This window comes from Exiguobacterium sp. SL-9 (assembly GCF_004336985.1).
Lineage (GTDB): Bacteria > Bacillota > Bacilli > Exiguobacteriales > Exiguobacteriaceae > Exiguobacterium.
The window spans coordinates 85,913-109,469 of sequence record NZ_SJUO01000005.1 but is presented as its reverse complement, the minus strand read 5'-3'; the positions used below and the strand labels follow the sequence as shown (position 1 = coordinate 109,469).

Here is a 23,557-nt window from a genome sequence, read left to right as displayed (position 1 = left end):
TCGCTTCCTCCTAAGTATAGAGTCGACAATCCTTCAACATTCGGTACACCCTAACTTTAGATGAAAACGCTTCCATTATGTAGGTGTCAAAATTGACGTGTAGGGTGGAAAATGTTGCACAGAAAACCAGGACTTTCTTGTTGGAAAGAAAGTCCTGGTTCTAGTTTCTTCTATATAATTACAACAGACTGATTCCAGCTTCTTCACATGCTGCGATCATCTCACTCGGCCAAACCGAAGATTGAACTTCGCCGATATGGCGAGCGCGAAGCAAGTACATCGCGATACGTGATTGTCCGATGCCGCCGCCAATCGTGAGCGGGAGGCGTCCTTCAAGGACTGCTTGATGGAACGGATATTTCCGTTTTTCTTCAGCACCGGCTGTCACCAACTGCTCTTCAAGCGCCTTCTCATCGACACGGATTCCCATCGACGACAATTCGAACGCCGATTCGAGTTCCGGGTGCCAGACGAGGATATCGCCGTTGAGTGACCAGTCGTCATAATCCGCCGCACGCCCGTCATGCTTATCGCCCGAAGCGAGTGCGCCGCCGATTTGCGAGAGGAAGACCGCGCCATATTCTTTACAAATCGCGTGCTCACGTTCTTTTGGTGTGAGCGCCGGGTAAAGGTCTTCCAACTCTTGGCTCGTCAAGAAATGAATTGCCTCTGGCAAAATCGCCTCAATCCCGTACATCGATTCGACCGTCTGCTCCGTTTCGCGCAGTGCCGCGTAGATTGATTCGACCGTCGCCTTCAAATATTCGATCGTCCGGTGTTCCCGAGCGATGACACGTTCCCAATCCCACTGATCGACGTAGAGCGAGTGTGTGGCATCGAGCTCTTCATCACGACGGATGGCGCGCATCTGTGTGTACAACCCTTCACCGACTTCGAATCCGTAGCGGCCAAGCGCTTCACGTTTCCATTTTGCGAGCGATTGAACGATTTCGAGTTCGTGTCCTGGATACTGTGTGTCGAATTGGATGATGCGTTCGACGCCGTTCAAATGGTCGTTGACACCGCTCGCCGATGTGACGAACAGAGGTGCTTGAACTTGTGTGAGTCCGAGTGCCGTGCTGAACTTGTCTTCGAATGTCGCCTTCACTACTGTAATCGCCTGTTGTTTTGCTTTCATCTTGCTTGTTGCTGTTGTTGTCATTTTTTCTTCCTCCAATTGTGGGATTTCGGGATGGAGCAATAGAAAAAAGCCCTCCAATCCCATGGACTATGGGACGGAAGGCTTCAAGCTCCGCGGTGCCACCCAAATTAGTAGACGAATCTACTCACTTTTTCGAGACGAACATCTCGTAGTTCCGATAACGGGGAACAGTCCGGCTACGTCTACTTGCAGAGCTTTCGGGTAGCGACTCCAGGAGGTTCTTCGACAGAGATTTCAGTCCGGGCTCTCACCTTCCCCGGCTCGCTTTGCTTACGTCTTCTGTGTACTCGTCCTTTCAATGTCGTTCACAATTGAATTGACCCAATTATTATCAATATTCAGACGAATGTCAACAGATTTTTCAAAAAAAAAATTCTCCCCCGTGTAGCGGACGAGGGAGATCCCTTGGGAAGGGTTATTTGATCGAGCCGCTCGTGATCCCTTTGATGATATGCTTTTGCATACCGAAGAAAAAGACGAGGAGCGGAACGATCCCAAGGACTAAACCAGCAAGTGCCAAATCCCATTGTTTTGTATATTGTCCGAAGAAATAGAACGTCGCGAGCGGAATCGTCCGCAGCTCGATGTCTCGGAGGACAAGTGAAGGTAAGAGAAAATCGTTCCAAATCCAAAGGCTGTTCAAAATGACGATCGTCACCGTGATCGGTTTCAGGAGTGGGAACACGATCCGCCAAAAGACACCCCACGTCGAGCAACCGTCAATAATGGCCGCTTCTTCAATCTCTTCCGGAATCGACTTCATAAAACCGTGGTATAGAAAGACGGAGATTCCAGAGCCGAAGCCAAGATACATGACCATCAGCCCCCAATGGCTGTTTAACAGACCGAGTACGCTCGACACTTTTACGAGTGGAATCATAATCGATTGGAACGGGATGACCATTGCCGCAACGAACAAGAAGAAGATGACGGTCGAAATCCAATGTTTTGTCCGGACGAGCTTCCATGCCGCCATCGACGTGAACAGCACGATGAGAAGGTTTGCCCCTGCCGTGATGAGAAGCGAGTTCAAGAAGACGCGTCCGTAGTTCATCGCCTCCCACGCCTCTGAATAATTCGAGCCGAGCCAAACGCTCGGCAAGGCGGACGTGTTCGTGTAAATCTCAGCAATCGATTTGAACGAGTTGACGATGACGTAATAGAACGGGACGAGATATAACAGCCCGAGCAAAATCGCTACCAGCTCGACAAGACCGAGCCCCGCCGTATATCCACCCGTACGCAGCGGTTTTTGTGGCAACAACTGTCGCGGTGTCTGGTCGATGTTTGCTTCGATGCGTTCCATTTTTTCCGTTGTCATGCCTCCACCTCCCGCTTTTTCGTCAAGTAGACTTGAGTGACGGTAATCGCCGCGACGACAAGGAAGAAGATGACCGCTTTCGCCGACCCGAGACCGTAATTGTTATTCACGAACGATTCCGTATAGATGTTCAAGGCGAGCATCTCGGTCGATTTGAACGGGCCTCCGTTCGTGAGCGACAAGTTCGTGTCGAACACTTTGAACGACCAGGAAATCGTCAAAAACAGACAGATGGTGATTGACGGCATAATCATCGGTAACGTGATGTGACGCAACATTTTCAACTTGTTCGCCCCGTCGATTTTAGCCGCTTCGAGTAAATCTGTCGGCACATTTTGAAGCGCTGCGATGTAAATGACCATCACATAGCCCCCACCTTGCCAGATGGCGACAATGACGATGCCCCAAAACGCTGTTTGGGCATCACCAAGCCACGGTAGTTCGAACAGACTCCATCCTGTCAGCGCCCCGATTGACTCGAAACCTTTCACATAGATGAACTGCCAAATGAATCCGAGGATGAGTCCTCCGATCAAGTTCGGCATGAAAAAGATCGTTCGCAACAGGTTGCGTGTCTTGATGTTCATCGTCAATAGCAAAGCCAACAGGAAGCCGACAATATTCGTCAGCACCACGGCCACGAGCGTATATTTCGTCGTGATCCAGAACGAGGCACGGAACTGCTCATCCTCAAATAAAATCCGATGATAGTTGTCGAGTCCAACCATATTCAATTGTCCTGTCACGCCGTTCCAATCCGTGAAACTGTAGTAAATCCCGTTGAAGAATGGAATAAGCACAATCGCCACAAACGCTAAAAACGCCGGACCGACGAATGCGATAAAAATCGCCGGCTTTTTCCAGTTCCGTTTCTGCTTGATTCGTTTCGATGTTTCTGTCATGTTCATCGCCTCCACTATCAACTTACCGTCTACAGCCAAGAATGAAAACGGATACATTTGACAGAAAGGGTGGAATATATTGCACTCAATGGGTGAATTCTACGAGACGATGAGTTATGATAAACTCAATGACAACACGAACGAGTCTTCCCTAATGGAGATTTAAACCTTGATTCCAAGTCGATTCACGAATGAAAATACTTAAAAATACTACAATGTTCGAAAGTGGAGGGATTTTATACATGACGACGATTAAACCGTTATCCGACCTAACAATTGCCCAACAAGCCGAGATGTTACCCGTCAAAGAGATTGCGGAAAAACTCGGTTTACAAGAAGATGACATCGATCTATACGGGAAATATAAAGCCAAGTTATCCTTCGATGTACTTGATCGGATGTCGACTCGCGAAGACGGGAAACTCATCCTTGTCACGGCAATCAATCCGACCCCAGCCGGTGAAGGAAAGTCGACCGTCACCGTTGGCCTCGGCCAAGCACTCAACCAACTCGACAAACAAGCGATCGTTTGTCTTCGTGAACCGTCGCTCGGCCCGACGATGGGCTTAAAAGGCGGTGCGGCCGGCGGCGGGTTCAGCCAAGTGTTGCCGATGGAAGACATCAATCTTCACTTCACAGGTGACATGCACGCAATCACTTCCGCACATAACACAATTAGCGCCATGCTCGATAATCATCTCCACCAAGGAAACGATCTCGGGATCGACGTCCGTAAAATCGTTTGGAAACGTGTCCTCGACTTGAATGACCGCGCGCTTCGTCACGTGACGATCGGCCTTGGCGGCAGTGCCCACGGAGTGCCTCGTGAAGACGGGTTCGATATCACGGTCGCTTCTGAAATCATGGCCATCCTCTGCCTCGCCGATTCGTTGACCGATCTTGAGGCGCGCATCAAACGAATCGTCGTCGCGTACGATCAGGACAATGAGCCGATCACAGCCGAACAAATCGGTGCGGCCGGAGCCGCGACACTACTGTTGAAAGAAGCGTTCAAGCCGAACTTGGTGCAGACGCTCGAACAGACGCCTGCCCTCGTCCACGGCGGACCGTTCGCCAACATCGCCCACGGCTGCAACTCGTTGATCGCGACGAAAACCGCGCTCAAACTCGGCGAATACGTCGTCACTGAAGCCGGATTCGGAGCCGACCTCGGGGCCGAGAAGTTCTGTCATATCAAGTCGCGTATCGGAAAACTGAATCCAGACGCCGTCGTCCTCGTGGCAACGGTTCGTGCCTTGAAAATGCATGGCGGTATCGCCAAAGATCAACTCCACGTCGAGAACGTCGGAGCCGTCGGGAACGGATTGAAACTTCTCGCCAAACACGTTGAGACGATGGGGAAACTCGGATTGCCGACTGTCGTCGCACTCAACCGATTCAATTCGGATACGCCAGAAGAATTGTCGGCCGTCATCGAGTGGTGTGAAGCGAACCACATTCGTGTCGCGTTAAGTGAGGTTTGGTCAAATGGCGGACAAGGCGGACTCGCCCTCGCCGAGGCCGTCATCGAAACGATTGAGTCGAACGAGAGTACGTTTACTCCCCTCTATGCGTTGACCGATTCGATCGAACAAAAAATCTTGACGATTGCCCGCGAAGTGTATGGGGCGGCCGACGTCGCGTTCACCGCGACCGCGAAAAAGCAGATGGCACAAATTGAAGCAAACGGCTGGCAGCACTTGCCGATCTGTATGGCGAAGACGCCGTTCTCACTGTCGGATGACCCGACAAAACTCGGCTACCAACACGGGTTCACTGTGACAGTGCGAGAGTTGAAACCGTCGGTCGGCGCCGGTTTCCTCGTCGCCTTGACAGGAAACGTCTTGACGATGCCAGGGTTGCCGAAACAACCGGCCGCCTTGAATATGGGAATCGACGACACCGGTAAAGCGATCGGTTTATTTTAAAAAAGCGATGGAGGGATAGGGATGGACGTCACAGAACATACGTATGCGGACGGATACAGGACACAACTCCTGCACGTCAAGGCGAGACAGCCAATTGGAAATTGTTTCATCTTTCACGGCATGCTAGAGCATCATGGTCGATATGTCGAATTCGCTGATTATTTGTCAAAAATTGGTTTTAACGTATTCCTATGTGACCTCCGAGGCGCAGGTTCTTCAGCACGGGATCAATCCACTTACGCTCACTTGTCTCCACATGCAGGCTTCGATCAAATGGTCGACGACGCCATCTCGCTCCTCGACCATTATCAAGACGATTTGCCGACCGTCATTCTCGGGCATAGTTTCGGCTCACTCCTTGCCCGTCGCCTCGGGCAACAGTTAGGTCATCGCCTAGCTGGCGTGATCGCCGTCTCTCCACCTCCCCACTCGGGATGGATTGGACGCGTCGGACTCTATGCGATTGAACTGGCCATCCGGTTCAAAGGGAGCAACTATAACTCTCGCTTTTTCGAACGCTTACTATTTGGACGGTATAACTTGAAATTCTTACCGGCCACGACCGAGAGCGATTGGATTTCAAGTGTTCCTGAAGAAGTATCCGCCTATTTAAGTGACCCGAATTGCGGCGGAATTCCGACGCTCGGTTACTTGCACGAAGTAGCACGCGCATCGCTCGATGTGACGTCCACCGCTCGAATCCACGAACATCCGAAAACGTTACCGATGTTGTTCGTTGTCGGAGCCGACGATCCAGTCGTCCATGACGGTGAGGGACTAACGGGAATCGTCCGCAAGCATCAGTCTGCTGACATCGAGTTGACCGTCCTCTCCTATGACGACGCCAGACATGAGATTCTACGTGAACGACAACAACAAGATGTCTGGACCGATATCGGCGATTGGATGGGTCAAACCGTACAAATCACAAAAAGAACCTCCTAGTAAATGGAGGTTCTTTTTAATTTACAAAATAATACATATTCATTCTAATTCATTTACCTTTTTTGTAATTCCACTCCTTCTTTCCAATTTTCAAATAAGATATACTTAGACCGCAAAGCCATAAACGAATACTAATTCACAAGTCTGTATTCACCGAAAGGGGTAAGACATTGAAACCAACGATCACAAGATTGAGTACAGCCGTACTGCTTTCTAGTACATTATTTATTACACAAGCGCCGACTCAATCATACGCAGCAACGTACGAAGGAACAGTGAATACGTCAATTTTGAATGTTCGCTCCTCAACATCTACAGCCTCACCAATTGTAGGAAAACTTACAAAGGGCAGTGTCGTCACTGTCTACTCAACAAGCAATAATTGGGCTCAAATTGACTTCAATGGCCAAAAGCGATACGTCTCTGCCAGTTATCTGTCTTTAAAATCGGCTTCTAATCAAGAGACGGCTCAACCATCTAAAGAATATATCGCTCAAGAAAACGTGAATGTAAGAGTTTCTCGGACAACTTCATCATCTGTCATCACGACCATTCCTAAAGGGTCAACCGTCACTTATTTGGCATCCTACGGTGCTACTGGTTCGTGGTTAAAAGTGTCTTACAAGGGCAAAACAGGATATGTAGCGGCACGTTACTTTACAATTAAAGATTCCTCTACTGTCGTTCAGCAATCGACCTCTGTGAATTATGCAGCAAAAGCAACGGTTAATTTACGTTCAAGTACTTCGACAACAGCTTCGATTATTGGAAGTGTGCCAAAAGGAAGCATTGTCAGTTATATTTCTTCACATGGTGCGTCAGGATCATGGATGAAGATTAAATACAATGGAAAAACCGGGTATGTCGCAGCGGCATACTTCACTAAAGTTTCTTCCGGTTCTACTCCTTCTACACCTTCTTCGTCATCAACTCATACGACAAAAGAGGCTGTTAGCTTGAAGCAAGGAACATACAGCAGTGCAAAGACACTTACAAGCATTCCTTCAGGGGCACACGTCACATTAATTTCCTTACATGGAGCGACAGGATCTTGGGCAAAAATCACGTATAACAAGTTGACAGGATATATTCCAAACCGTAGCTTGCAGTCGATCGAGAAGCAAAATACGATTTCGCTTTACACACAACGCAACACTGCGGTCTATAAAACCAAATGGACGGCTGGCACTGTCTTAAAACAACTCCCACTGAATACAGAGGTTAAACAACTATCTGATTTGGGATCATGGATTAAAGTGTCTGTAGGATCAATTACCGGATACATTCCGAAACGAGATCTCGCTGAGACAAAAGTCGTGGCAACAATCACTCCGTATTTTGCTCAACAAGAGGCCTTGATGTATACATCAAGATGGACATCGAGTAAAGTGATTCAAACAATTCCATCAGGGGCAAAAGTCGAACATCTTGAGACCTATGGAACAAACAAGTCGTGGTATAAAGTTCGCTATGCGAATCAGACAGGCTATGTCGCATCTCGCAACTTTGCGTTAACGCCTCCTGTAACAGAACAATACGGAACCGAGCGGGAAGTTCAAGTCGTAGTCGCCAACAATGGCACGTTGAACGTCCGAACGAAGCCCGTGGACGGCGATGTCATTGGTACGCTCGCTAACGGGACAGTCGTCAAAGTAAAACCAATCGTCGGCAGCGACTGGGGGCTCATCTCGTATCTCCTTAACGGTTCGCTCGTAAAAGGATATATCTCTCTCACGTATACGAAACCGTATACGCCACCTGTTGCCGGTAGCAAAGAGATGGTGATCACACACACTGCTTATCCGTACACGCTCACTTCGATGATCGCGACGCAGCGCAACGTGTTCGCCCAGTCGGATGCTTACCGGACAGCGTACGCTTACGTGCCAAAAGCGTACATCACACGCGCTACAGCGACTGCTACAACCGGGACAGTCAACTCGACAGAGCTATTTACGACTTCATTCCAATACTTGAAAGCAACCGCTTCATCATCAGCGACAAACTTGGCTAGTCTCTCGACCAATACGAAGCTCGAGTATCTCGGCACTCAAAAGGTCGGCTCGACGACTTGGTTTAAAGTAAAGTCTGGTCTATTCACTGGATACGTCAGCGCAGCCAACGTCGCTGGAAACGTCAAAGTGTTGAAAGATGCCTCGATGACGGCACATTCGTTCGGGGTGCTCAATCCAGGCGAAGCGGTGGCAATCACCGGTGAAATCGGTCAATATTACACAATCAGCTACTACCGACCGAGCGGCTATAACATCCGTGTCTACGACCGCGCATGGCGTCTCGCGACGGATGAGGAAATTACGCGTCAAGTCTCACCGACATCGTTCGCCACGACGTCACGTGAATATTTCCAATTCCTCGACTTGTCGAAGAGTGCCGATTTGACGGCAACCGTCTTAAACAAATCGCTCATCGGAAAAGGGATTTTAGCAGGTCGTGGCCAGGCGTTCATCGACGCCTCACGCACACACAACGTCAACGAAATTTACTTGTTGTCGCATGCGCTGCTTGAAACCGGTCACGGCACATCCGCCCTCGCCACCGGGACGCTCGTCTCGACTGTCGACGGCAAAGCCGTTACTCCGAAGACGGTCTACAACATGTATGGCATCGGTGCAATCGATGGGAACGCCCATGTCAAAGGGGCCGAACGCGCTTATAAAGAAGGCTGGTTCACACCAGAAGCTGCCATCATCGGCGGGGCCAAGTTTATCGGCGACTCGTATATCAACAACCCGAACCGGAAACAGAACACGCTCTATAAGATGCGGTTCAATCCGAGCAATCCTGGTACGTATCAATATGCCACCGATATTTCGTGGGCGACAAAACAAACGGCCAATATTTATAACATGTACCAACAGCTCGACGCTTACACGCTTTACTTTGAAGTTCCAAAATTCCAATAACACAAAAGAGACACGCAGCCGTCATGGGCGCGTGTCTCTTTTCATGTCCATTCAATCGAGTCGATAATCGATTCGATCTCTAACTTCTCATTCGTCACTTCGTCGGCGACATACGTCAAAAACAAAAGCCGCTTTCCGTCTGTCAACGACCACACATCAAGATGCATGCCGTCCTCGATTCCGCTCGCATAGGCCGTCGTCATGCCGCCGGCCTCCGTTGTAACGCTCGGGGCGACTTTGATGTCGATCGGGAACTCGCCTAAAAACGTGTTCAACTCTTGAAGGGCCGCATCACTTGGGGCTTGCGCTTCTTCCGCTTCATAAATCGACATTTGAAGCGTTCCTTGTGCATCTGTCTCAACAGAGTAAAAACTGACGTGGTCTTCTTCTTCGTTGTATTCAAAGTGTTCTGGGTAGGATAGACGGATCCAACCGTCGATCTCATATTCCTTCATGCTGTTTGCTCCTTCGTTTTCTTGAATGCCAGCCCAGTCACCATTTTCGCTTGAAGCGCATATTTGAGACGCTCCGTCACGTAAAGGCGTTGGCTGTTTCGATCTTGGGCAATCATGTGCCCGAATAAGTTCAATCGTACTGTTTGATGTGATAAAAAATAGAGCCGGTCCGGATCTAACGGTCGATACTCACCGGAATCTTCGAGATGTTCAATCTCAAAGCGACGTAACACATTGAGTGCGCAGTATTGATCCGTCTTCCCGGTGCTCGTGTGCAACTCGACTCGAACGAGTTGAATATCGTATGGGCATACATTCATAAAAATTGGGCCGATTCGTTCGTGGATAAGTAAGACGCCCATATCCGTCTCAATCAAATCGGGAAGCGCCTGTTTGTCTTGAGAGATACTCAAGACAACATAAGGGCGTTCAGTCGGTGCGAGCAATTCCCCTTTAAAAAAGCGGAATCGTTGGATGCCGGTCAATACACGGGCCCGCCATGCACTCCCACGAGCTTCCGCTTCAATCCGATATAACCTTTCTCGTCCCACGACTACTCCCCCTTCAATTGTTTGAGCGACGCGACGAATCGTTCCCACTCTTGGTCATCACAGACGACCTTACTTTCAATTCCCCATTTTTCATCGATAGTCAAACGTACTTCATTCGTTTCGAGATGACGCGTGAGCTGAAGTGCCCCGATTTGAACGAATAGCGGTTCGACGATGAACTCGTTCGTGGCCGGACCGATCCATTTCAATCGTTCCGTTCGAAGAATCACCTGCCAGTCCGTCTCGTGATTAATTGAGAACATCCATTGACGAAGCTTCATATCGTGGTTGAGTGGTTTGGATTGTTTCATCATCCGAAACCCTTCGCTCATCATCTGTAAATAGGATTTACGCTCACTCATGCCCCATCCACTCCTCTCTTCTATTATCTTAGCAAGACGACCTAGCCGCAACAACCAATGTTTTTTCAAAAAAGGGTTTGCAAAGCTAAAATCCTGTGCTATTATATTACCGTAACGTTAAGCGTTTCGCGGGTGTAGTTTAATGGTAAAACCTCAGCCTTCCAAGCTGATGACGAGAGTTCGATTCTCTTCACCCGCTCCAATTTTAAATTTCATATGCGGGTGTAGTTTAATGGTAAAACCTCAGCCTTCCAAGCTGATGACGAGAGTTCGATTCTCTTCACCCGCTCCAATTACCGACATATACGCGAGAGTTTGCTCGCACACATAACTGCACGGTGTACCGTGCCTGAAGCAGGACGTCATTCGACGTTCTGCTTTTTTGTTTTTTACGATAATAGCAGTCATACCGACGACGCTTAAATGATGGCGATTCGGGAAAAGGATGGAAGACAAGAAGGAGGGATTCCCGTGATTCAAGTACGTCTTCAACCGTTCACCGTGTACGAGAGCGCTTTAATGCGGACGACTTCGACGTTAGTCGAGACGAATGAGAGCTTGATCGTCATCGATCCGAACTGGTTGCCTGAAGAGATTGCTACCATTCGCCGCGACGTCGAACTGCGTCGACAAGGAAAAAAGCTGTATGTTATCTATACACATCAGCACTATGACCATATCATCGGGGCTTATGCGTTCCCTGATGCGACCGTGATTGCGTCTCAAGCGTTCGTCGAGACGGATGCGAGTTCTCAGCTCAATGAGATCCAATCGTTCTACGAACAGTATTACATCGATCGTCCCATCGTCAAACCTACTGTCGATATTATGATTTCGGAAGATGGTACCCTCGCACTCGGCTCCACTCCCATCACGTTTTTATTAACCCCTGGTCACGAATCGACTCATATGTCTTTAATCGTCGAACCGCTGAGACTTCTCGTATGCGGAGATTACGGTTCCAATATCGAACCTCCGTTCATCGAGCATGACGCCGAAGCGTATGTAAACTCCTTGCAAAAGCTTCAGTCTGCCATTTACGAGTATGAGATTCGTTGGCTCATTCCAGGTCACGGTGATTTATGCGATGATCGCAGCAAGATGATAGAACGGCTGAGCGCGGCCGAAGAGTATATCCTCGCTCTGCCCGAGGAACGCGTCTGGTCTCCCCATTGGCCCGAGCACGCTTTCTTCCAACGTGTTCATGAACGGAATCGGAAGCATGTCGAACAAAAAACGAAAGAGCGCGAGTCGCGCCAACAAGATTATTGACACAAAAAAATCGCAACGTCTCCCCAAGACGTTGCGATTCCCCCCTATTATGTAGACCTATTTCTTTGTGACGCGCTCTGAACGGACCGTGAACATACGGTCAATCCCATAAATGGTCACGCCGGTGAAAGCGAGCAATCCAATCATAGCTGATGAAAACATTGACCATACCCCCATTGTTCACAAATTCGTCAAAATCACCCCGTGCCTTCATTATAGAAGAAAATAAACAAAAAAGAAAGCGTTTTCTTCTAACTTTCTTCACATTTCCGTCAACGCTTCATGTTCATGTTTGCTTGTCCAACCTCGCTCAAATATGTGTAGCTTTTGTGTAATGTGGGAATACACTCTATAAGAATAAAGAGACAGAAAGCTGTTCGTTGAGGAGGAAGAGGCATGATTAAATACGGCACATTGGTGCGGGTCGAAGGGAAGTATGCCGTGTTACGTTGGAACAACGGCTCGAGTTTTATCCCGAGACGATTCTTGCCATCAGAAGCACGTGTTGGCGATACAATTATTCGAGATAACCACCATTATTATCTCGAGGAAGACATGACACCGAATTTCGATGCACTGATCAAACAACATTATAAAAAGTAGACAAAGACAGACCGGTTCACTCCCAGTCTGTCTTTGTCCGTTCCATTCATTTCGTTTGATCACGCAACCAATCGAAATCAACTGGTCCGACTTGTTTGGCGGTAATCACACCGTCTGGACCAATGACATAGGTCGTCGGGAGAGCAACGACGCGATACGTCTTCTCGACCGCCCCGTCCTCGTCCAATAAGACCGGGAAACTGACCGGGACTTCCCGTAAAAAAGCGTCGACGTCTTGTTTGCCGCGGCGTTCGTTTTTCGTCGCGTTCACCCCGAGCACCGGAATACCCGTTTCTTCACCAAACGCAATCAACTCGGGCAGTTCGTCTCGACACGGTGGACACCACGACGCCCAAAAATTTAAGACGACTGGTTGTCCTTCGTAATCGGCGAGCGACAACCGTTCTCCCTCGGTTGTTTCGAGGTCAAACTTCGGCGCTCGCTGACCGACCTCGAGTCCACCGAGGACGCTATCGTCCGTGGCGATGCTGACTGCCGGCTCATTCGCTTGGCTGTTAAACTCGTCATATCCTTTATAGCCCAATCCGGCGATGAGGCCTGCCATGATCAGCCCGATAGCTAGTTTATGAAATCGCATGATTTACCCCTTGTCCTGTGTACTATTCACTCCTAAACTTAACTTATCACATCATTCAAAGGAGAGTAACTATCTTGCAACTTCACAATGAGAAAGTTAGCGTCACTTTAAAAGCGCACGGCGCCGAAATGACGAGTTGGAAAGTCGATGGGACGGAACTCCTTTGGCAAGGCGATCCGACATATTGGGGGCGGCAAGCCCCCATCCTGTTCCCGTTCGTCGGACGACTGCTCGACGACCGTTACTTATATGACGGGATGACGTACACGATGAGCCAACACGGGTTTGCGCGCGATGAACTGTTTGAGGTCGCCGAGGCTTCCGATACACATGTCCGTTTCCGCCTTCGCGATTCGGTCGAGACGTGTAAACACTATCCGTTCTCCTTCGAACTGAACGTCATTTATCGTCTCATCGGCGAAGAGTTGAGTGTGACGTATCGTGTCGTCAACCGAGATGACGCCGTCCTCCCGTTCAGCATCGGCGGACATCCTGCCTTCAACATCCCGTTTGCGGGGGGCACGTTCGAAGACTACACAATCGACTTTGGGGAGACGCGAACGCTCGACCGGTTATTGCTGGAAGGTCCGTACTTGACGGGTGCCTATCAACCGCTCGGAGAACGCCGGTACATCCCGTTGACCCATCACCTGTTCGACCAGGACGCTCTCATCTTTGAACAAATCGAATACGCGGCGCTCAGACATCAGCCGAGCGGTCGGGCCATCGTCATGGAGTCCCCGCACTTCACCCATTTTGGCATCTGGTCGCCTCCACAATCTGACGCCCCGTTCGTCTGTCTCGAACCTTGGTTCGGACACGCCGACTACAAAGGTCCTCGAAAAGACATCCGCCATAAAGAAGATATGCAACTGCTCGACCCAGGCGAGTCGTTCGAGGCGACTTACACCCTATACACCGAATAAAAAACGTGCTGACCGATATGGTCAGCACGTTTTGTTAAAAGCGATTCTCTTGCTCCGCCTCATACTCTGATGGCGGTTTTTTCATGACGATGGCCAGGACGATATAAATCAATAGACCGGGACCCCCGAACAAGGCGAGCACGACGAAAATGATACGCATTAACGTGACATCGACGCCGAGGTATTTCCCAAGTCCCGAACAGACACCGGCAATCATTTGATCAGACGGATCTTTATACAATTTTCGTTCCATCAGGACACCTTCTTCTCCAGATTTTCGTTAGCGTTGTGGTCGACGAAGCGTCGTTCTGCCACCGGTCGCCACTTCTCCACGACTATCAAAATCGAGCGCTTCATTGATTGGGGTACTGCCAGATTTCACTTCGATTCGACGGCCATACAACCCGCGATTATCAAGCGAGGCAGCAATGATCGTCGCGACGTCCGTTTCAGAAATCGTCGCACCACTCGCATCACTTAAATCTTCCGATGCCTCAATCGAGCCTTTTCCTGGCCCATCCACAATGGTCACTGGGCAAATGATCGTGTAGTTTAAACCGCTATGTTCGATATACTCATCGGCCGCATTATTGGCAGACAAGAAGTTGAAATGTTCTTTCGGTGCCGCGTCCGGTTGATCCGCGCCGTATGCACTGAGCAAGACGACGTGACGGACACGTTCTTTTTTAGCAGCGTCGATTGCTTTCATCGCGACATTGCGGTCCAGCAGTTCGATCTCCTTGCTCGACCCATCTGCTCCTGCCGTTGCTGCGATGATGACAGCATCTTGTCCCGAAGTCGCCTCGTGAATCCCTTTATCCAATTCTTTCTCGACGTCGACGGTGAGCACGCGTGCACCCATCTTTTCATACTCTGCCTGTAGTTCAGGATAACGAATTAAAGCGGTCACTTGATGCGATTTGGCTAAACTTTTCAATACACGTCTACCGATCTTTCCTGTTGCTCCAATGACTAAAACTTTCATTCAAATTTCCCTCCTCAAAAGAGTAGTTCATTTGATTAAATTTCCTCTTTCGGAACAGAATCAAACCCATTTCGTGAAATTATCTCACCGTTCCCCACACCGTCAAGTCGAGAGCGTCACGGATGGCTTGAACACTTGCTTCCGTCGGTTGATAGTAATAGATGTTATCGATGTAGGCGTCTTCCCCTTCAATTTGAAGTTTATCCACCTGCGGTTGTAGCACCATCGTCATTCCGATTGACGCCATCTGCAACGGGTTCATTTCGAGCCCCATCTCGTCTTTCATGAAACGATACGTCGCCGGGATTTTCGTCCATCCCGTCGGACTGGCCAACTTGTCGGCAACTGCCGACATAACCTCGGTCTGGCGGTTCGAACGAGCCCCGTCCGTGTCTGTCTTCCGGTGACGGGCGTAAGCAAGCGCCATATCCCCGTCCATGGCATATGAGACGCCTTCCGTATACTCGTACGTTTGATTGAAGCCTTTCTCACTGAACGAGTGTGTCGCTGTGACGTTGACGCCACCGACGAGGTCAATCAATTCCATGAATGTTTCAAACGTGATCACGACTTGGCCGTCAACCGAGGTTTCCGTCAGTCCTTCCACCGCCCCGACCGTACAATCCGCACCGCCATACGCGAACGCGTGGGTGATCTTATCGCCTTCTCGATCCGGTTCGCAAGGAATCGCTGTATACGTGTCCCGCGGAATCGAGACGTTTTGGACAGTGCGTGAACGCGGGACAAATTCCATCAGCTGCAAAGAGTCCGTCCGTGATCCGGATAATGACTCTCCGACGCGAGCGTCACTCCCCATCACTAAAAACGTGACGGGACGCGTTGCCAAATAACCGACCCCGATCAGAAGGAGCAACATGACCAGGAGCAGTTTTCCTTTCCACTTCCGGCGGCGAGGTTTGCCTTTCGGTGCGACCGCCTCGTGTTTGACATGGTTTCGTTCCGGTTCACGTGTTTGGCGTCTCGGTTCACGTCGCTCATCTCGACGTGGCTTTGATTTGCGTTTCGTTCCGAACGGAAGGGTTAACTTCGGTTTCCGTTTCGATTTCCGAATGTCACGCGCTGTCTTTTTTGGTTCAGACGACTGTTCGTCCGCGCGGTGTAGAAACGGATGCTCGCCTTGTGTGGCCTCTTCTTGCTTACCCGACTCGCTTCTTTCCAGGTCTTCTTCGTTTGTTTGATGATGTATCGTTTCGTGTCGAGCTTGTTCGTTTAACTGAGCCTGTTCTCGTTCGAGCTCACGTTTTCTACGTTCGACACGTGATAAGTGTTGATCGTCACTCATATGCAATCCCTCTATTATGGTTAGATTTTCCTACATTATCATCGACAAACGTCATTCTGACAACGGTTAGCGCAAAAATCCGTCTCAAGCATGAGACGAAAGGGTTGTTTTGAATCGAAAGCGGGAAAGGAATAATAATTGGTGTCTGCCTATCTTCAGACAGGCAGTTTGTTCGACGTCCTCTTGAAAGGAGGGAGAGCTAATGCGTATCGGGAAGTTACGGATGTTGCTCGAACAGTACGGCGAAGCGACGCTTCGTGATGTGATTGTCGAGATGTATCGAAACATCCCTAAAACCGTTATTGAAGAAAAAGAGATCGATTTTATGGTCAGCCAGTTCACACGATATAAAGAACAAAAATCGTCAGACGAGCGTCATTCGCTCTCACAAGCGATCGTCCTCGCCGAGCGTTTTGTCGAATTGGCTTATGATCACTTATATTTATTATCGAACCAAGTGATGAGTGAACGTGACCAGAAAAACTGGTACATTCATGCGAAAAAAATCATTCGCGATTTAGCCTATTACGCGGATGACGAGCCAGAGGCCCGGACGATGTACGAAGAAATGTTTTTATTGCTGTCGTCTTCAGCGGGAGAAGAACCGCTCTTCACAACGAGCGATCCTTTCCGGTTGTTAAAATTGTCTCAAACCACGATGTTATCCCAACTCATTCATTACTATCAACTCGACGCCCCCACCACCGCCGTTTGGATCGACCGTTCCTTATATACCGCACTCCATGTCCCAAAAGACGTTGACTCTACCCGGGTCGACCTGCTCTCGACACTCCTCGATCACTCGTATAACTCATCCGAATGGAACTTGCTGCACGAACGCCTGACAACGTTGTGCGACCGCACATTAGCCAAAGCTCACACAGACGAGAACGCACTTGCCGATTATCAAGCCTTGAAAATGCTTGAACTGGAGTTACTCGTGGAACGCGGCCAGTTATCAGAAGCCGAGCAAAAATTGTTCGCTGAATACATTCCTTTCTTCGCCCATCGTTCTGAGCCGTTTAAAGTGTATGTCAATATGCTTGAAAGTCGTGGACACGCGAACGAAACGAAACGGTTGCGACGACTCGCCAAAGAAAAACGGATTCAATTTTAACCATACAAAAAAGGGAGTCAATCGACAGCGTCGGTTGACTCCAAAACATGATATGAACGAGGGGTGTTCATCTGAAAAGGAGGAGGGGAGTTGGTGCAGAACTTCCTTCCTACATCATTAGTATAAAATAGATTTGAAACCGCTTCCGGTCCAGATATTGCATTTTTGTGAACGTTTTCACGTTATTCAATGGCATTGATAATCCCAAGACCAATCACGGACAATAGTACAATCAATACAAAAATGAACACCATCTCGTTCGGGGAGCGAAACCCTTCATATAGTTCTACCGCTTCATCAACGATGACGTTCTCATGAACAACAACCGGATTCGTTTCCGCCTGCGTCGTATCCGGTATACCGATCAACACTACTGCTAACAACCAAAAACTGATTACGTATCGCATAGTCGTCTCCTTGACTTGTTTCTTATTTCATCAGTATAGCATGTCTTTTTCATTTGACATGGCTTGGACTGTTTCCAACTTAAACAAATCTCACACCCTAGTTCATTCTCCCCCATCTGGATTCCCTCTACATATTTAGTCTAGGTCTACGCCTTCTCTTAAGCCATTTTTTACGGTATCTCGTCAGAAATGGCGACAATTTTTTATAGGGACACCGCGTTCACCTCCCAAAAAATGTTCATCAATTTAATACGGACATTTAAATGTGGTAGCGCTTACAATTTAAGGGTATCTCATTTTATACAGAAAGTAGGATTGCTCGGATGAAGCAGACGTTTACAATCAAAGAAAGTCGCCACCTTCCACCCCACCTTCGATTTTTGCTACACAGTCTTTATCCCTCTCAACGCGTCCCAAATTTATTCAGCCTCCCACCGAAGTGCTTGGTATACACCGGTTGGCTAGGGGATAATCTCGTGGCCGCCGTCACCGTGGATTATCGGGACCTCCACACCACCCACCAGATTCGCTTAGCTGATGCGGCGTACAAAGACACCACATCATTACGTGGATTGATTGACCGCGTGCTGTATCAATTTCATTCACAGGTCCGGCAAAAAACAACGGTCTCTTTAAACGTCCGGAACGAACGGAATCTCCAACGCCTCGATCCCTTCACTGCCATCGGATTCACCTCTCACCTCGAGTCGACGGTCTATGACTTACCGCTACTTCCGTTCCGAAAACATACATTCGCGCAATGGCAAATCTGTCTTGAGCACCCAGACACGTACGGGGTATGGTCATCGACCCGCAATCAGTATGCTCGCCTTCTCCCTGGCGCCTTACCGGTTTCAGAGCGAACCGTTGACGAATGGCACCAAAAACAAGGCGCGTTCCATTTATTAAAACGGGACGGGGCTGTCGTAGGCACGATGTATAGCCGAATCGAATGTTCGCGCTTGCATATTCACGAGCTCCACATGACGTGCAATTCGTCTACGGTTCGAGAAGGGGTCTCATTTCTCCAGCAATCATCCTACATAAAAATGAAAACCCTTCAGGACGTCAAGGTAACTGTAACATCGCTTCAACCAAGCGTACGAGACGCCCTACTCATACAAAAAGCAACCCGAACACCTGTCAGCACTTACACACTATTGAAAGAGTTGACTCCATATCCTTCTGCATAGTAAAAAACACGAAACGTACTGGGCCCTTCAGCGGACTCGTTCGTTTCGTGTTTTTATTCGGCAGCGTTTGTCGATTCCATCGCGAGCGGTGGCATCTGTTCAAAAAGATCGGTTCTAAGTCCTGTATCGCGTCGGTCCAACGATTCGATTCGATCGAATTGGATCTCGCGGTCCGCCACACTGAACCAATAGGTGATGTGTGGTTCGTCTGCGAAACGCAAGGCGTAATTGGAACCGTTCAAGTGAAAGTCCACTTCCGTCGACAAGATTTCGGAAGGACCAATTTTTTTATGTGTCGTCAATCGCTCCAGGACGACTTGTTCTTCATTGATCCGATAATCGACAAACGTCGCAAGTGAGAGTCCAAACACAAATGACACCAGCGCGAATGCACTGATCAATCCAAGAGTGATCTTTCCGTTCATTTCGCCGTCCCTCCCTCTTTTAGTATATCGGATTCTGACAAAACGTTGTGAAGTGACATTTTGTTCAAGTTTCGTCAAACTAGAGTTTGAGGAGGGATTATGATGCACATTGACCATACCGGAATCGCCGTCCGTGATTTAGACGAAGCGATTTCTTTTTACACGACTGTCCTACATGGGAAACTCGTCGATCGCTACACGAACACGGCGGTCGGCGTCGAGACGGAGATCGCCGTCATCCACGTCGGTGACGATGTGATTGAACTGTTGTTGCCGACGAGCCCAACGAGTCCGATCGCTCGTTTCATGAAAGCACGAGGCAAAGGCGTCCACCATATCGCCTATCGTGTTGACGACTTAACGCAATCAATCGAGTCGCTCAAACAGGACGGCATCTCCTTTTTAGAGGACACGTTGCGGACGACGGCAAAAGGCCGACGTCTCATCTATATGGACCCCCGTCATTCGGGTGGCGTCATCGTCGAACTATGTGACTATCCGACAACAAACAAGCAGTGAGGGATTTGAACGCCCTCACTGCTTTTGTAATGCCTGCTCGATGATATCACGGTTCTTGGTCTTCAATCGTTCGTTGTGCGAGGACACCATCGCCGCTTTCGTAGCATCCGGATCGATGAACGTCTTCGCCCGGTTGACAGCGTTGGCCGCATCTTGGAAAGCCCCCGCGATGAGGTGTACTTTTCCTTCATGCGTCAAAATGTCACCAGCTGCGTAAAGACCCGGCACTGACGACTCGCTACTCGCGTTGCCTTTTACGTAAAAACCGTCTACCATCTCGATCTGAAGTTCGCAATCACCGAGAAGCGCAGAGTCTTGCTCATACCCGTGGTTGATGACCACCTCGTCCACTTCCACGAGTTCGCGCGCGCCTGTCCCGCAATCGACGAGCGCCACCGCGTGAATCGTCATCCCATCCCGGGAGATGAGGTCTTCGATTTGCGTATGCAACCGACAGTCGACACGGCCACAAAGCAACTTATCGACTTGCGACTCATGACCTTTTAACGCTTCTTTCCGATACGTCAAAATGACGCGCTCGGCAATCGGTTCGAGCTCATTGGCCCAATCGATGGCACTGTTCCCGCCCCCTGAGATCAATACCGTTTTCCCTTTGAACGCCATGAGCGATTTGACCGTATAGTGTAAGTTCGAGACCTCAAAGCGCTCCGCACCGCTGATGTCGATTTTTTGCGGCTGTAAGATGCCACTCCCTGTCGCGACGATGACGGTCTTAGAAATGTGCTGTCCGTGTGTCGTATCGAGTACGAAATGGCCTTGGCTATTCTTCGTCATCGCTTCGACTTTCTCTCCGAGCACGACGGTCGGATCAAACGTCAAGCCTTGTTCTACCAACTGTTCAATGAGTCGGGCCCCAGTCGTCGGGGTGACACCTCCAACATCCCAAATCATCTTCTCTGGATAGACATGGATCTTGCCGCCGAGATGTGGTTGAAACTCGATTAACTTCGTCTTCATTCCACGGAGTCCACTGTAAAACGTCGCATATAGCCCGGCCGGTCCGCCTCCAATAATCGTTACATCATATAGGTCTTGTTCGCTCATCTTCCTCACCCTTCCTTCAAACTCCATCGCCACTGATTATCATTCTCATTCACTATACCGTGAAACACGCTTCTCGACAATCTATTTTGATATCAAACAAACATTGACACGACGGAGCGGGCTTGCTATAGTAAACACGATATTGAGAATCATTATCATGGGTGTCATCTACGGAAAGGGGAATCCATTATGTCACGGATACATACGACGGATATCGAGGTCGGATATGGGGACAAGACGATTGTGAAACAATTGAGCTTGTCGATTCCTGACCATAAAATCACGACAATCATCGGACCGAACGGTTGTGGAAAATCGACGCTTTTAAAAGCGATGACACGGATTCTTTCCCCATCCAACGGCTCTGTGCATTTAGACGGAGCTGACATCGCGAAATGTAATACGAAAGAAATCGCCCGTAAGATGGCTATCTTGCCTCAAACGCCTGAAGGTGCCGGTGGCTTGACGGTAGGCGAACTCGTTTCCTACGGTCGCTTCCCCTATCAATCCGGATTTGGCCGCCTCTCGAAACATGACCACGAAGTCATCGATTGGGCGCTTGACGTAACCGGGACGCTCGCTTATAAAGACCGTAGCGTCGATGCCCTTTCAGGCGGACAACGTCAACGTGTATGGATCGCGATGGCACTTGCCCAAGAGACCGATTTAATCTTCTTGGACGAGCCGACGACGTATCTCGATTTGGCCCATCAGCTCGAAGTGCTCGAGCTGCTCGAGACGCTCAATCGAGAGCAAGGACGAACCATTGTCATGGTGCTCCACGACTTGAACCAGGCCGCTCGTTTTGCCGATCACATCGTTGCGATGAAAGACGGCGAAGTGCTTGCGACGGGAACGGCTGAGGAAGTTATCTGTCCGCTCGTCCTCAGACAAGTATTCCACATCGATGCGATTATCGGCCGCGATCCACGGACCGAAAAGCCGATGTGTCTCACGTATCACTTGATCAAAGAAGACATCCGCGAAGCGTCTCAAGACAAACAGGTTGCCGCGGCACTACTTGCCAACGCTTATTGACTGATCAAGCGCTATTTGACGTCCCGCACATCGCGAGACGTTTTTTCATTCATTGCGCGTTTTCAGGGAGGAAGACACGGGTATTGAGTGGAAGATATGGGAAAGGGGGCACGTTATGGATTGGTTAGACGGGTTATTCATTCTCATCTCGGTCGCATGGATTTATGAAATATGGCGTTACCGAAATCGGTCCGAGCCGACCGACGGTGCCAGCGAGCACGCTAGTTTTTACATTGTTTCGTTCATCATGGTCACCGTGTTCGCCGTTTCCATCGGATTATCCGTCTGGACGGATGTACGTCAAACGCTTCCACAGCGTCTGCTCGGACTCGGTTGCTTCGCAGCCGGAGTGTCACTTCGCTATTGGGGCATCGGGCAGTTGCGCCATCAATTCACCCGCCACGTCGTCGTCCGACCCGCCGATGAAATCGTCAGTTCGGGTCCGTATCGTTATTTACGGCACCCGCTCTACACAGGCCTTTTGTTTATCACGCTTGGGTTCTCGCTTTACTTCACACATTGGGGCATCGCCTTGTTCGGCACATGTTCAATCGGTTTAGCGCTGTTATGGCGAATTCACATTGAAGAGAAGATGCTGACCTCTCATTTTGGGAGCGCGTATCGAACATGGGCCAAATCGCGCAAACGATTGATCCCATTCATCTATTGATTACCGCTCCGGAACGAACGAAAAAAACATGCACGCCGTCAATCGATGACGGTCGTGCATGTTTTTTATACAGAGAAACGTCCGAGCAGACGGACAATCATAAAACCCGCCACGAATGAGAGAATACTGAGCACCCACATGACCGTCGTGTCCGGGAGACCCGGGAAGACGACCGCGAGCGAACCGATGACGAGGCCTAAAATGACAGAAAACGTCATGCCTGGAAAATGACCGAGCAAATAGCGAATCACTTTACTGCTGACGATGAACCCGACCGCCACCCCAAGACCGACGATGCCGATAATGAGGATATTCAAGTTCGATAACGCACTGATAACGGTCGGATAGACACCGATCAGGAGCAAGACGAACGAACCACTAATCCCTGGCAACAACATAGCCATACTACCGAGCCATCCCGAGAAGAACAACAGAATCGCCGTCCCCGTCGAAAGTTCCGTAATGATCGCCGTATCCGCCGGTTTGATGATGGCCATGCTCGCCACAAGAATCGCTCCGATCACCATGGCGACGATATGTACCGGACGCATGACCGCACGCGATCGAAATTCAAACAAGAGCAACGGGATAATCCCGAGAATCAACCCGATGAAAAAGAACTGGGTCGGCTCATAATATTCAAGCAGCAAAAACTCAATGACGCGGCTGAGACCTAAAATCGCACCCGCCATCCCGATCCCGAGCGGAATCAAAAACAAGATGTGCTGTTTCCAATGTCGACTGAAAATCCCGCTGATTGCTTCAATCAACCGGTCATAAATCCCTAAAATAACTGCAATCGTCCCGCCGCTGACGCCAGGAATCAAGTCACTCGTCCCCATCGCGATGCCGCGCAGGATATTTTTCCATTCCATACATGATCTCC

Annotated in this window: 25 protein-coding genes, 2 tRNA genes, 1 pseudogene and 1 other annotated feature; of the genes and pseudogenes, 14 read left to right on the top strand and 14 right to left on the bottom strand. The window is 49.4% G+C overall.

Annotation, left to right across the window (positions count from 1 at the left end; genetic code table 11):
* Positions 1–178: 178 nt before the first annotated feature.
* From asnA to EVJ34_RS12965, 3 genes are all read right to left on the bottom strand, one after another.
* On the bottom strand, positions 179–1,162 hold the full coding sequence (asnA, locus tag EVJ34_RS12975; RefSeq protein WP_131485878.1) for an aspartate--ammonia ligase: 984 nt from the start codon (positions 1,160–1,162) through the stop codon (positions 179–181).
* Between the two features lie 66 nt (positions 1,163–1,228).
* Positions 1,229–1,470 (bottom strand) — a binding site (T-box leader).
* Positions 1,471–1,577: 107 nt separating this feature from the next.
* Entirely contained in the window at positions 1,578–2,483 is a 906-nt protein-coding gene (locus tag EVJ34_RS12970; RefSeq protein WP_131485877.1) for a carbohydrate ABC transporter permease, read from the bottom strand.
* Positions 2,480–3,385 carry a carbohydrate ABC transporter permease gene (locus EVJ34_RS12965; RefSeq protein WP_483297331.1) on the bottom strand — a complete coding sequence of 302 codons (906 nt, stop codon included), beginning with the start codon at positions 3,383–3,385 and terminating at the stop codon, positions 2,480–2,482. Before EVJ34_RS12965 ends, EVJ34_RS12970 begins: the two co-directional genes overlap by 4 nt.
* A gap of 242 nt (positions 3,386–3,627) precedes the next feature.
* Between EVJ34_RS12965 and EVJ34_RS12960 the strand changes: the two genes are divergently transcribed.
* The 4 genes and pseudogenes from EVJ34_RS12960 (at position 3,628) to EVJ34_RS15970 (ending at position 9,182) form a co-directional block, all read left to right on the top strand.
* Complete coding sequence (locus EVJ34_RS12960) at positions 3,628–5,313, top strand: formate--tetrahydrofolate ligase (protein ID WP_131485876.1); 1,686 nt, start codon at positions 3,628–3,630, stop codon at positions 5,311–5,313.
* A gap of 21 nt (positions 5,314–5,334) precedes the next feature.
* Positions 5,335–6,258, top strand: coding sequence for an alpha/beta fold hydrolase (locus EVJ34_RS12955; RefSeq protein WP_131485875.1), 924 nt, complete (start codon positions 5,335–5,337; stop codon positions 6,256–6,258).
* Between the two features lie 275 nt (positions 6,259–6,533).
* Positions 6,534–7,124 (top strand): annotated as a pseudogene (locus tag EVJ34_RS16015) (SH3 domain-containing protein); the annotation flags it as partial.
* Positions 7,125–7,214: 90 nt separating this feature from the next.
* Positions 7,215–9,182, top strand: a complete 1,968-nt coding sequence (locus tag EVJ34_RS15970; protein WP_304988508.1) for an SH3 domain-containing protein — start codon at positions 7,215–7,217, stop codon at positions 9,180–9,182.
* A 41-nt stretch (positions 9,183–9,223) separates the two neighbouring features.
* Here the strand turns inward: EVJ34_RS15970 and EVJ34_RS12945 are convergent, their stop codons facing one another.
* From EVJ34_RS12945 to EVJ34_RS12935, 3 genes are read right to left on the bottom strand one after another with little or no spacing between them, the layout of a single operon-like run.
* Positions 9,224–9,637: a hypothetical protein gene (locus EVJ34_RS12945; RefSeq protein ID WP_131485873.1), complete on the bottom strand. Its 414-nt coding sequence runs from the start codon at positions 9,635–9,637 to the stop codon at positions 9,224–9,226.
* The gene (locus tag EVJ34_RS12940; protein ID WP_131437173.1) at positions 9,634–10,188 is read right to left on the bottom strand and encodes a hypothetical protein; all 555 of its coding nucleotides are present in this window, start codon (positions 10,186–10,188) and stop codon (positions 9,634–9,636) included. Before EVJ34_RS12940 ends, EVJ34_RS12945 begins: the two co-directional genes overlap by 4 nt.
* Before the next feature lie 2 nt (positions 10,189–10,190).
* Entirely contained in the window at positions 10,191–10,550 is a 360-nt protein-coding gene (locus EVJ34_RS12935) for a hypothetical protein (protein ID WP_131485872.1), read from the bottom strand.
* A 128-nt stretch (positions 10,551–10,678) separates the two neighbouring features.
* On the opposite strand from EVJ34_RS12935, the gene EVJ34_RS12930 reads away from it, so the two are divergent.
* The 4 genes from EVJ34_RS12930 (at position 10,679) to EVJ34_RS12915 (ending at position 12,425) form a co-directional block, all read left to right on the top strand.
* Positions 10,679–10,752, top strand: a tRNA-Gly gene (locus EVJ34_RS12930).
* A 16-nt stretch (positions 10,753–10,768) separates the two neighbouring features.
* Positions 10,769–10,842: transfer RNA gene (locus EVJ34_RS12925), tRNA-Gly, on the top strand.
* A 179-nt stretch (positions 10,843–11,021) separates the two neighbouring features.
* On the top strand, positions 11,022–11,822 hold the full coding sequence (locus tag EVJ34_RS12920) for an MBL fold metallo-hydrolase (protein ID WP_131485871.1): 801 nt from the start codon (positions 11,022–11,024) through the stop codon (positions 11,820–11,822).
* A 396-nt stretch (positions 11,823–12,218) separates the two neighbouring features.
* A complete protein-coding gene (locus EVJ34_RS12915) occupies positions 12,219–12,425 on the top strand; it encodes a DUF3006 domain-containing protein (protein WP_016508383.1) in 207 nt (68 codons plus the stop codon).
* Between the two features lie 46 nt (positions 12,426–12,471).
* Here the strand turns inward: EVJ34_RS12915 and EVJ34_RS12910 are convergent, their stop codons facing one another.
* Positions 12,472–13,023, bottom strand: coding sequence for a TlpA family protein disulfide reductase (locus tag EVJ34_RS12910; protein WP_131485870.1), 552 nt, complete (start codon positions 13,021–13,023; stop codon positions 12,472–12,474).
* A 74-nt stretch (positions 13,024–13,097) separates the two neighbouring features.
* On the opposite strand from EVJ34_RS12910, the gene EVJ34_RS12905 reads away from it, so the two are divergent.
* Complete coding sequence (locus tag EVJ34_RS12905) at positions 13,098–13,949, top strand: aldose 1-epimerase family protein (protein WP_236636712.1); 852 nt, start codon at positions 13,098–13,100, stop codon at positions 13,947–13,949.
* A gap of 34 nt (positions 13,950–13,983) precedes the next feature.
* On the opposite strand, the gene EVJ34_RS12900 is transcribed toward EVJ34_RS12905, so the two are convergent.
* From EVJ34_RS12900 to EVJ34_RS12890, 3 genes are all read right to left on the bottom strand, one after another.
* A complete protein-coding gene (locus EVJ34_RS12900; RefSeq protein WP_034781174.1) occupies positions 13,984–14,202 on the bottom strand; it encodes a PspC domain-containing protein in 219 nt (72 codons plus the stop codon).
* Positions 14,203–14,229: 27 nt separating this feature from the next.
* Entirely contained in the window at positions 14,230–14,934 is a 705-nt protein-coding gene (locus EVJ34_RS12895; RefSeq protein ID WP_131437182.1) for an SDR family oxidoreductase, read from the bottom strand.
* 79 nt (positions 14,935–15,013) lie between these two features.
* On the bottom strand, positions 15,014–16,237 hold the full coding sequence (locus EVJ34_RS12890; RefSeq protein ID WP_131485869.1) for an LCP family protein: 1,224 nt from the start codon (positions 16,235–16,237) through the stop codon (positions 15,014–15,016).
* Positions 16,238–16,439: 202 nt separating this feature from the next.
* Here EVJ34_RS12890 and EVJ34_RS12885 point away from each other — a divergent pair, with 202 nt between their 5' ends.
* Positions 16,440–17,354, top strand: a complete 915-nt coding sequence (locus EVJ34_RS12885; RefSeq protein WP_131485868.1) for a hypothetical protein — start codon at positions 16,440–16,442, stop codon at positions 17,352–17,354.
* A gap of 182 nt (positions 17,355–17,536) precedes the next feature.
* Here EVJ34_RS12885 and EVJ34_RS12880 read toward each other — a convergent pair whose 3' ends face one another.
* On the bottom strand, positions 17,537–17,761 hold the full coding sequence (locus tag EVJ34_RS12880; protein WP_131437188.1) for a hypothetical protein: 225 nt from the start codon (positions 17,759–17,761) through the stop codon (positions 17,537–17,539).
* A gap of 476 nt (positions 17,762–18,237) precedes the next feature.
* Here EVJ34_RS12880 and EVJ34_RS12875 point away from each other — a divergent pair, with 476 nt between their 5' ends.
* Positions 18,238–18,954 (top strand): hypothetical protein, encoded by a 717-nt coding sequence (locus EVJ34_RS12875; RefSeq protein WP_131485867.1) that lies wholly within the window; start codon positions 18,238–18,240, stop codon positions 18,952–18,954.
* Between the two features lie 53 nt (positions 18,955–19,007).
* Here the strand turns inward: EVJ34_RS12875 and EVJ34_RS12870 are convergent, their stop codons facing one another.
* Complete coding sequence (locus EVJ34_RS12870; protein WP_131437192.1) at positions 19,008–19,379, bottom strand: hypothetical protein; 372 nt, start codon at positions 19,377–19,379, stop codon at positions 19,008–19,010.
* A 102-nt stretch (positions 19,380–19,481) separates the two neighbouring features.
* Here EVJ34_RS12870 and EVJ34_RS12865 point away from each other — a divergent pair, with 102 nt between their 5' ends.
* On the top strand, positions 19,482–19,898 hold the full coding sequence (locus EVJ34_RS12865) for a VOC family protein (RefSeq protein WP_131437194.1): 417 nt from the start codon (positions 19,482–19,484) through the stop codon (positions 19,896–19,898).
* A gap of 15 nt (positions 19,899–19,913) precedes the next feature.
* On the opposite strand, the gene EVJ34_RS12860 is transcribed toward EVJ34_RS12865, so the two are convergent.
* Positions 19,914–20,963: an NAD(P)/FAD-dependent oxidoreductase gene (locus EVJ34_RS12860; protein WP_131437196.1), complete on the bottom strand. Its 1,050-nt coding sequence runs from the start codon at positions 20,961–20,963 to the stop codon at positions 19,914–19,916.
* Between the two features lie 189 nt (positions 20,964–21,152).
* Between EVJ34_RS12860 and EVJ34_RS12855 the strand changes: the two genes are divergently transcribed.
* A complete protein-coding gene (locus EVJ34_RS12855) occupies positions 21,153–22,001 on the top strand; it encodes an ABC transporter ATP-binding protein (RefSeq protein WP_131437198.1) in 849 nt (282 codons plus the stop codon).
* Positions 22,002–22,116: 115 nt separating this feature from the next.
* Positions 22,117–22,671 (top strand): methyltransferase family protein, encoded by a 555-nt coding sequence (locus EVJ34_RS12850; RefSeq protein WP_131437200.1) that lies wholly within the window; start codon positions 22,117–22,119, stop codon positions 22,669–22,671.
* Positions 22,672–22,736: 65 nt separating this feature from the next.
* Here EVJ34_RS12850 and EVJ34_RS12845 read toward each other — a convergent pair whose 3' ends face one another.
* Positions 22,737–23,546: a DUF368 domain-containing protein gene (locus tag EVJ34_RS12845; RefSeq protein WP_131437201.1), complete on the bottom strand. Its 810-nt coding sequence runs from the start codon at positions 23,544–23,546 to the stop codon at positions 22,737–22,739.
* Positions 23,547–23,557 lie beyond the last annotated feature (11 nt).

Coding starts and splice junctions, on each gene's coding strand:
- EVJ34_RS12945 (WP_131485873.1), bottom strand. CDS start 9,637: ATGAAGGAATATGAGATCGACGGTTGGATCCGTCTATCCTACCCAGAA.
- EVJ34_RS12885 (WP_131485868.1), top strand. CDS start 16,440: ATGCGTATCGGGAAGTTACGGATGTTGCTCGAACAGTACGGCGAAGCG.
- EVJ34_RS12845 (WP_131437201.1), bottom strand. CDS start 23,546: ATGGAATGGAAAAATATCCTGCGCGGCATCGCGATGGGGACGAGTGAC.
- EVJ34_RS12890 (WP_131485869.1), bottom strand. CDS start 16,237: ATGAGTGACGATCAACACTTATCACGTGTCGAACGTAGAAAACGTGAG.
- EVJ34_RS12965 (WP_483297331.1), bottom strand. CDS start 3,385: ATGACAGAAACATCGAAACGAATCAAGCAGAAACGGAACTGGAAAAAG.
- EVJ34_RS12895 (WP_131437182.1), bottom strand. CDS start 14,934: ATGAAAGTTTTAGTCATTGGAGCAACAGGAAAGATCGGTAGACGTGTA.
- EVJ34_RS12850 (WP_131437200.1), top strand. CDS start 22,117: ATGGATTGGTTAGACGGGTTATTCATTCTCATCTCGGTCGCATGGATT.
- EVJ34_RS12860 (WP_131437196.1), bottom strand. CDS start 20,963: ATGAGCGAACAAGACCTATATGATGTAACGATTATTGGAGGCGGACCG.
- asnA (WP_131485878.1), bottom strand. CDS start 1,162: ATGACAACAACAGCAACAAGCAAGATGAAAGCAAAACAACAGGCGATT.
- EVJ34_RS12960 (WP_131485876.1), top strand. CDS start 3,628: ATGACGACGATTAAACCGTTATCCGACCTAACAATTGCCCAACAAGCC.
- EVJ34_RS12915 (WP_016508383.1), top strand. CDS start 12,219: ATGATTAAATACGGCACATTGGTGCGGGTCGAAGGGAAGTATGCCGTG.
- EVJ34_RS12870 (WP_131437192.1), bottom strand. CDS start 19,379: ATGAACGGAAAGATCACTCTTGGATTGATCAGTGCATTCGCGCTGGTG.
- EVJ34_RS12900 (WP_034781174.1), bottom strand. CDS start 14,202: ATGGAACGAAAATTGTATAAAGATCCGTCTGATCAAATGATTGCCGGT.
- EVJ34_RS12935 (WP_131485872.1), bottom strand. CDS start 10,550: ATGAGTGAGCGTAAATCCTATTTACAGATGATGAGCGAAGGGTTTCGG.
- EVJ34_RS12910 (WP_131485870.1), bottom strand. CDS start 13,023: ATGCGATTTCATAAACTAGCTATCGGGCTGATCATGGCAGGCCTCATC.
- EVJ34_RS12955 (WP_131485875.1), top strand. CDS start 5,335: ATGGACGTCACAGAACATACGTATGCGGACGGATACAGGACACAACTC.
- EVJ34_RS12880 (WP_131437188.1), bottom strand. CDS start 17,761: ATGCGATACGTAATCAGTTTTTGGTTGTTAGCAGTAGTGTTGATCGGT.
- EVJ34_RS12855 (WP_131437198.1), top strand. CDS start 21,153: ATGTCACGGATACATACGACGGATATCGAGGTCGGATATGGGGACAAG.
- EVJ34_RS12970 (WP_131485877.1), bottom strand. CDS start 2,483: ATGACAACGGAAAAAATGGAACGCATCGAAGCAAACATCGACCAGACA.
- EVJ34_RS12865 (WP_131437194.1), top strand. CDS start 19,482: ATGCACATTGACCATACCGGAATCGCCGTCCGTGATTTAGACGAAGCG.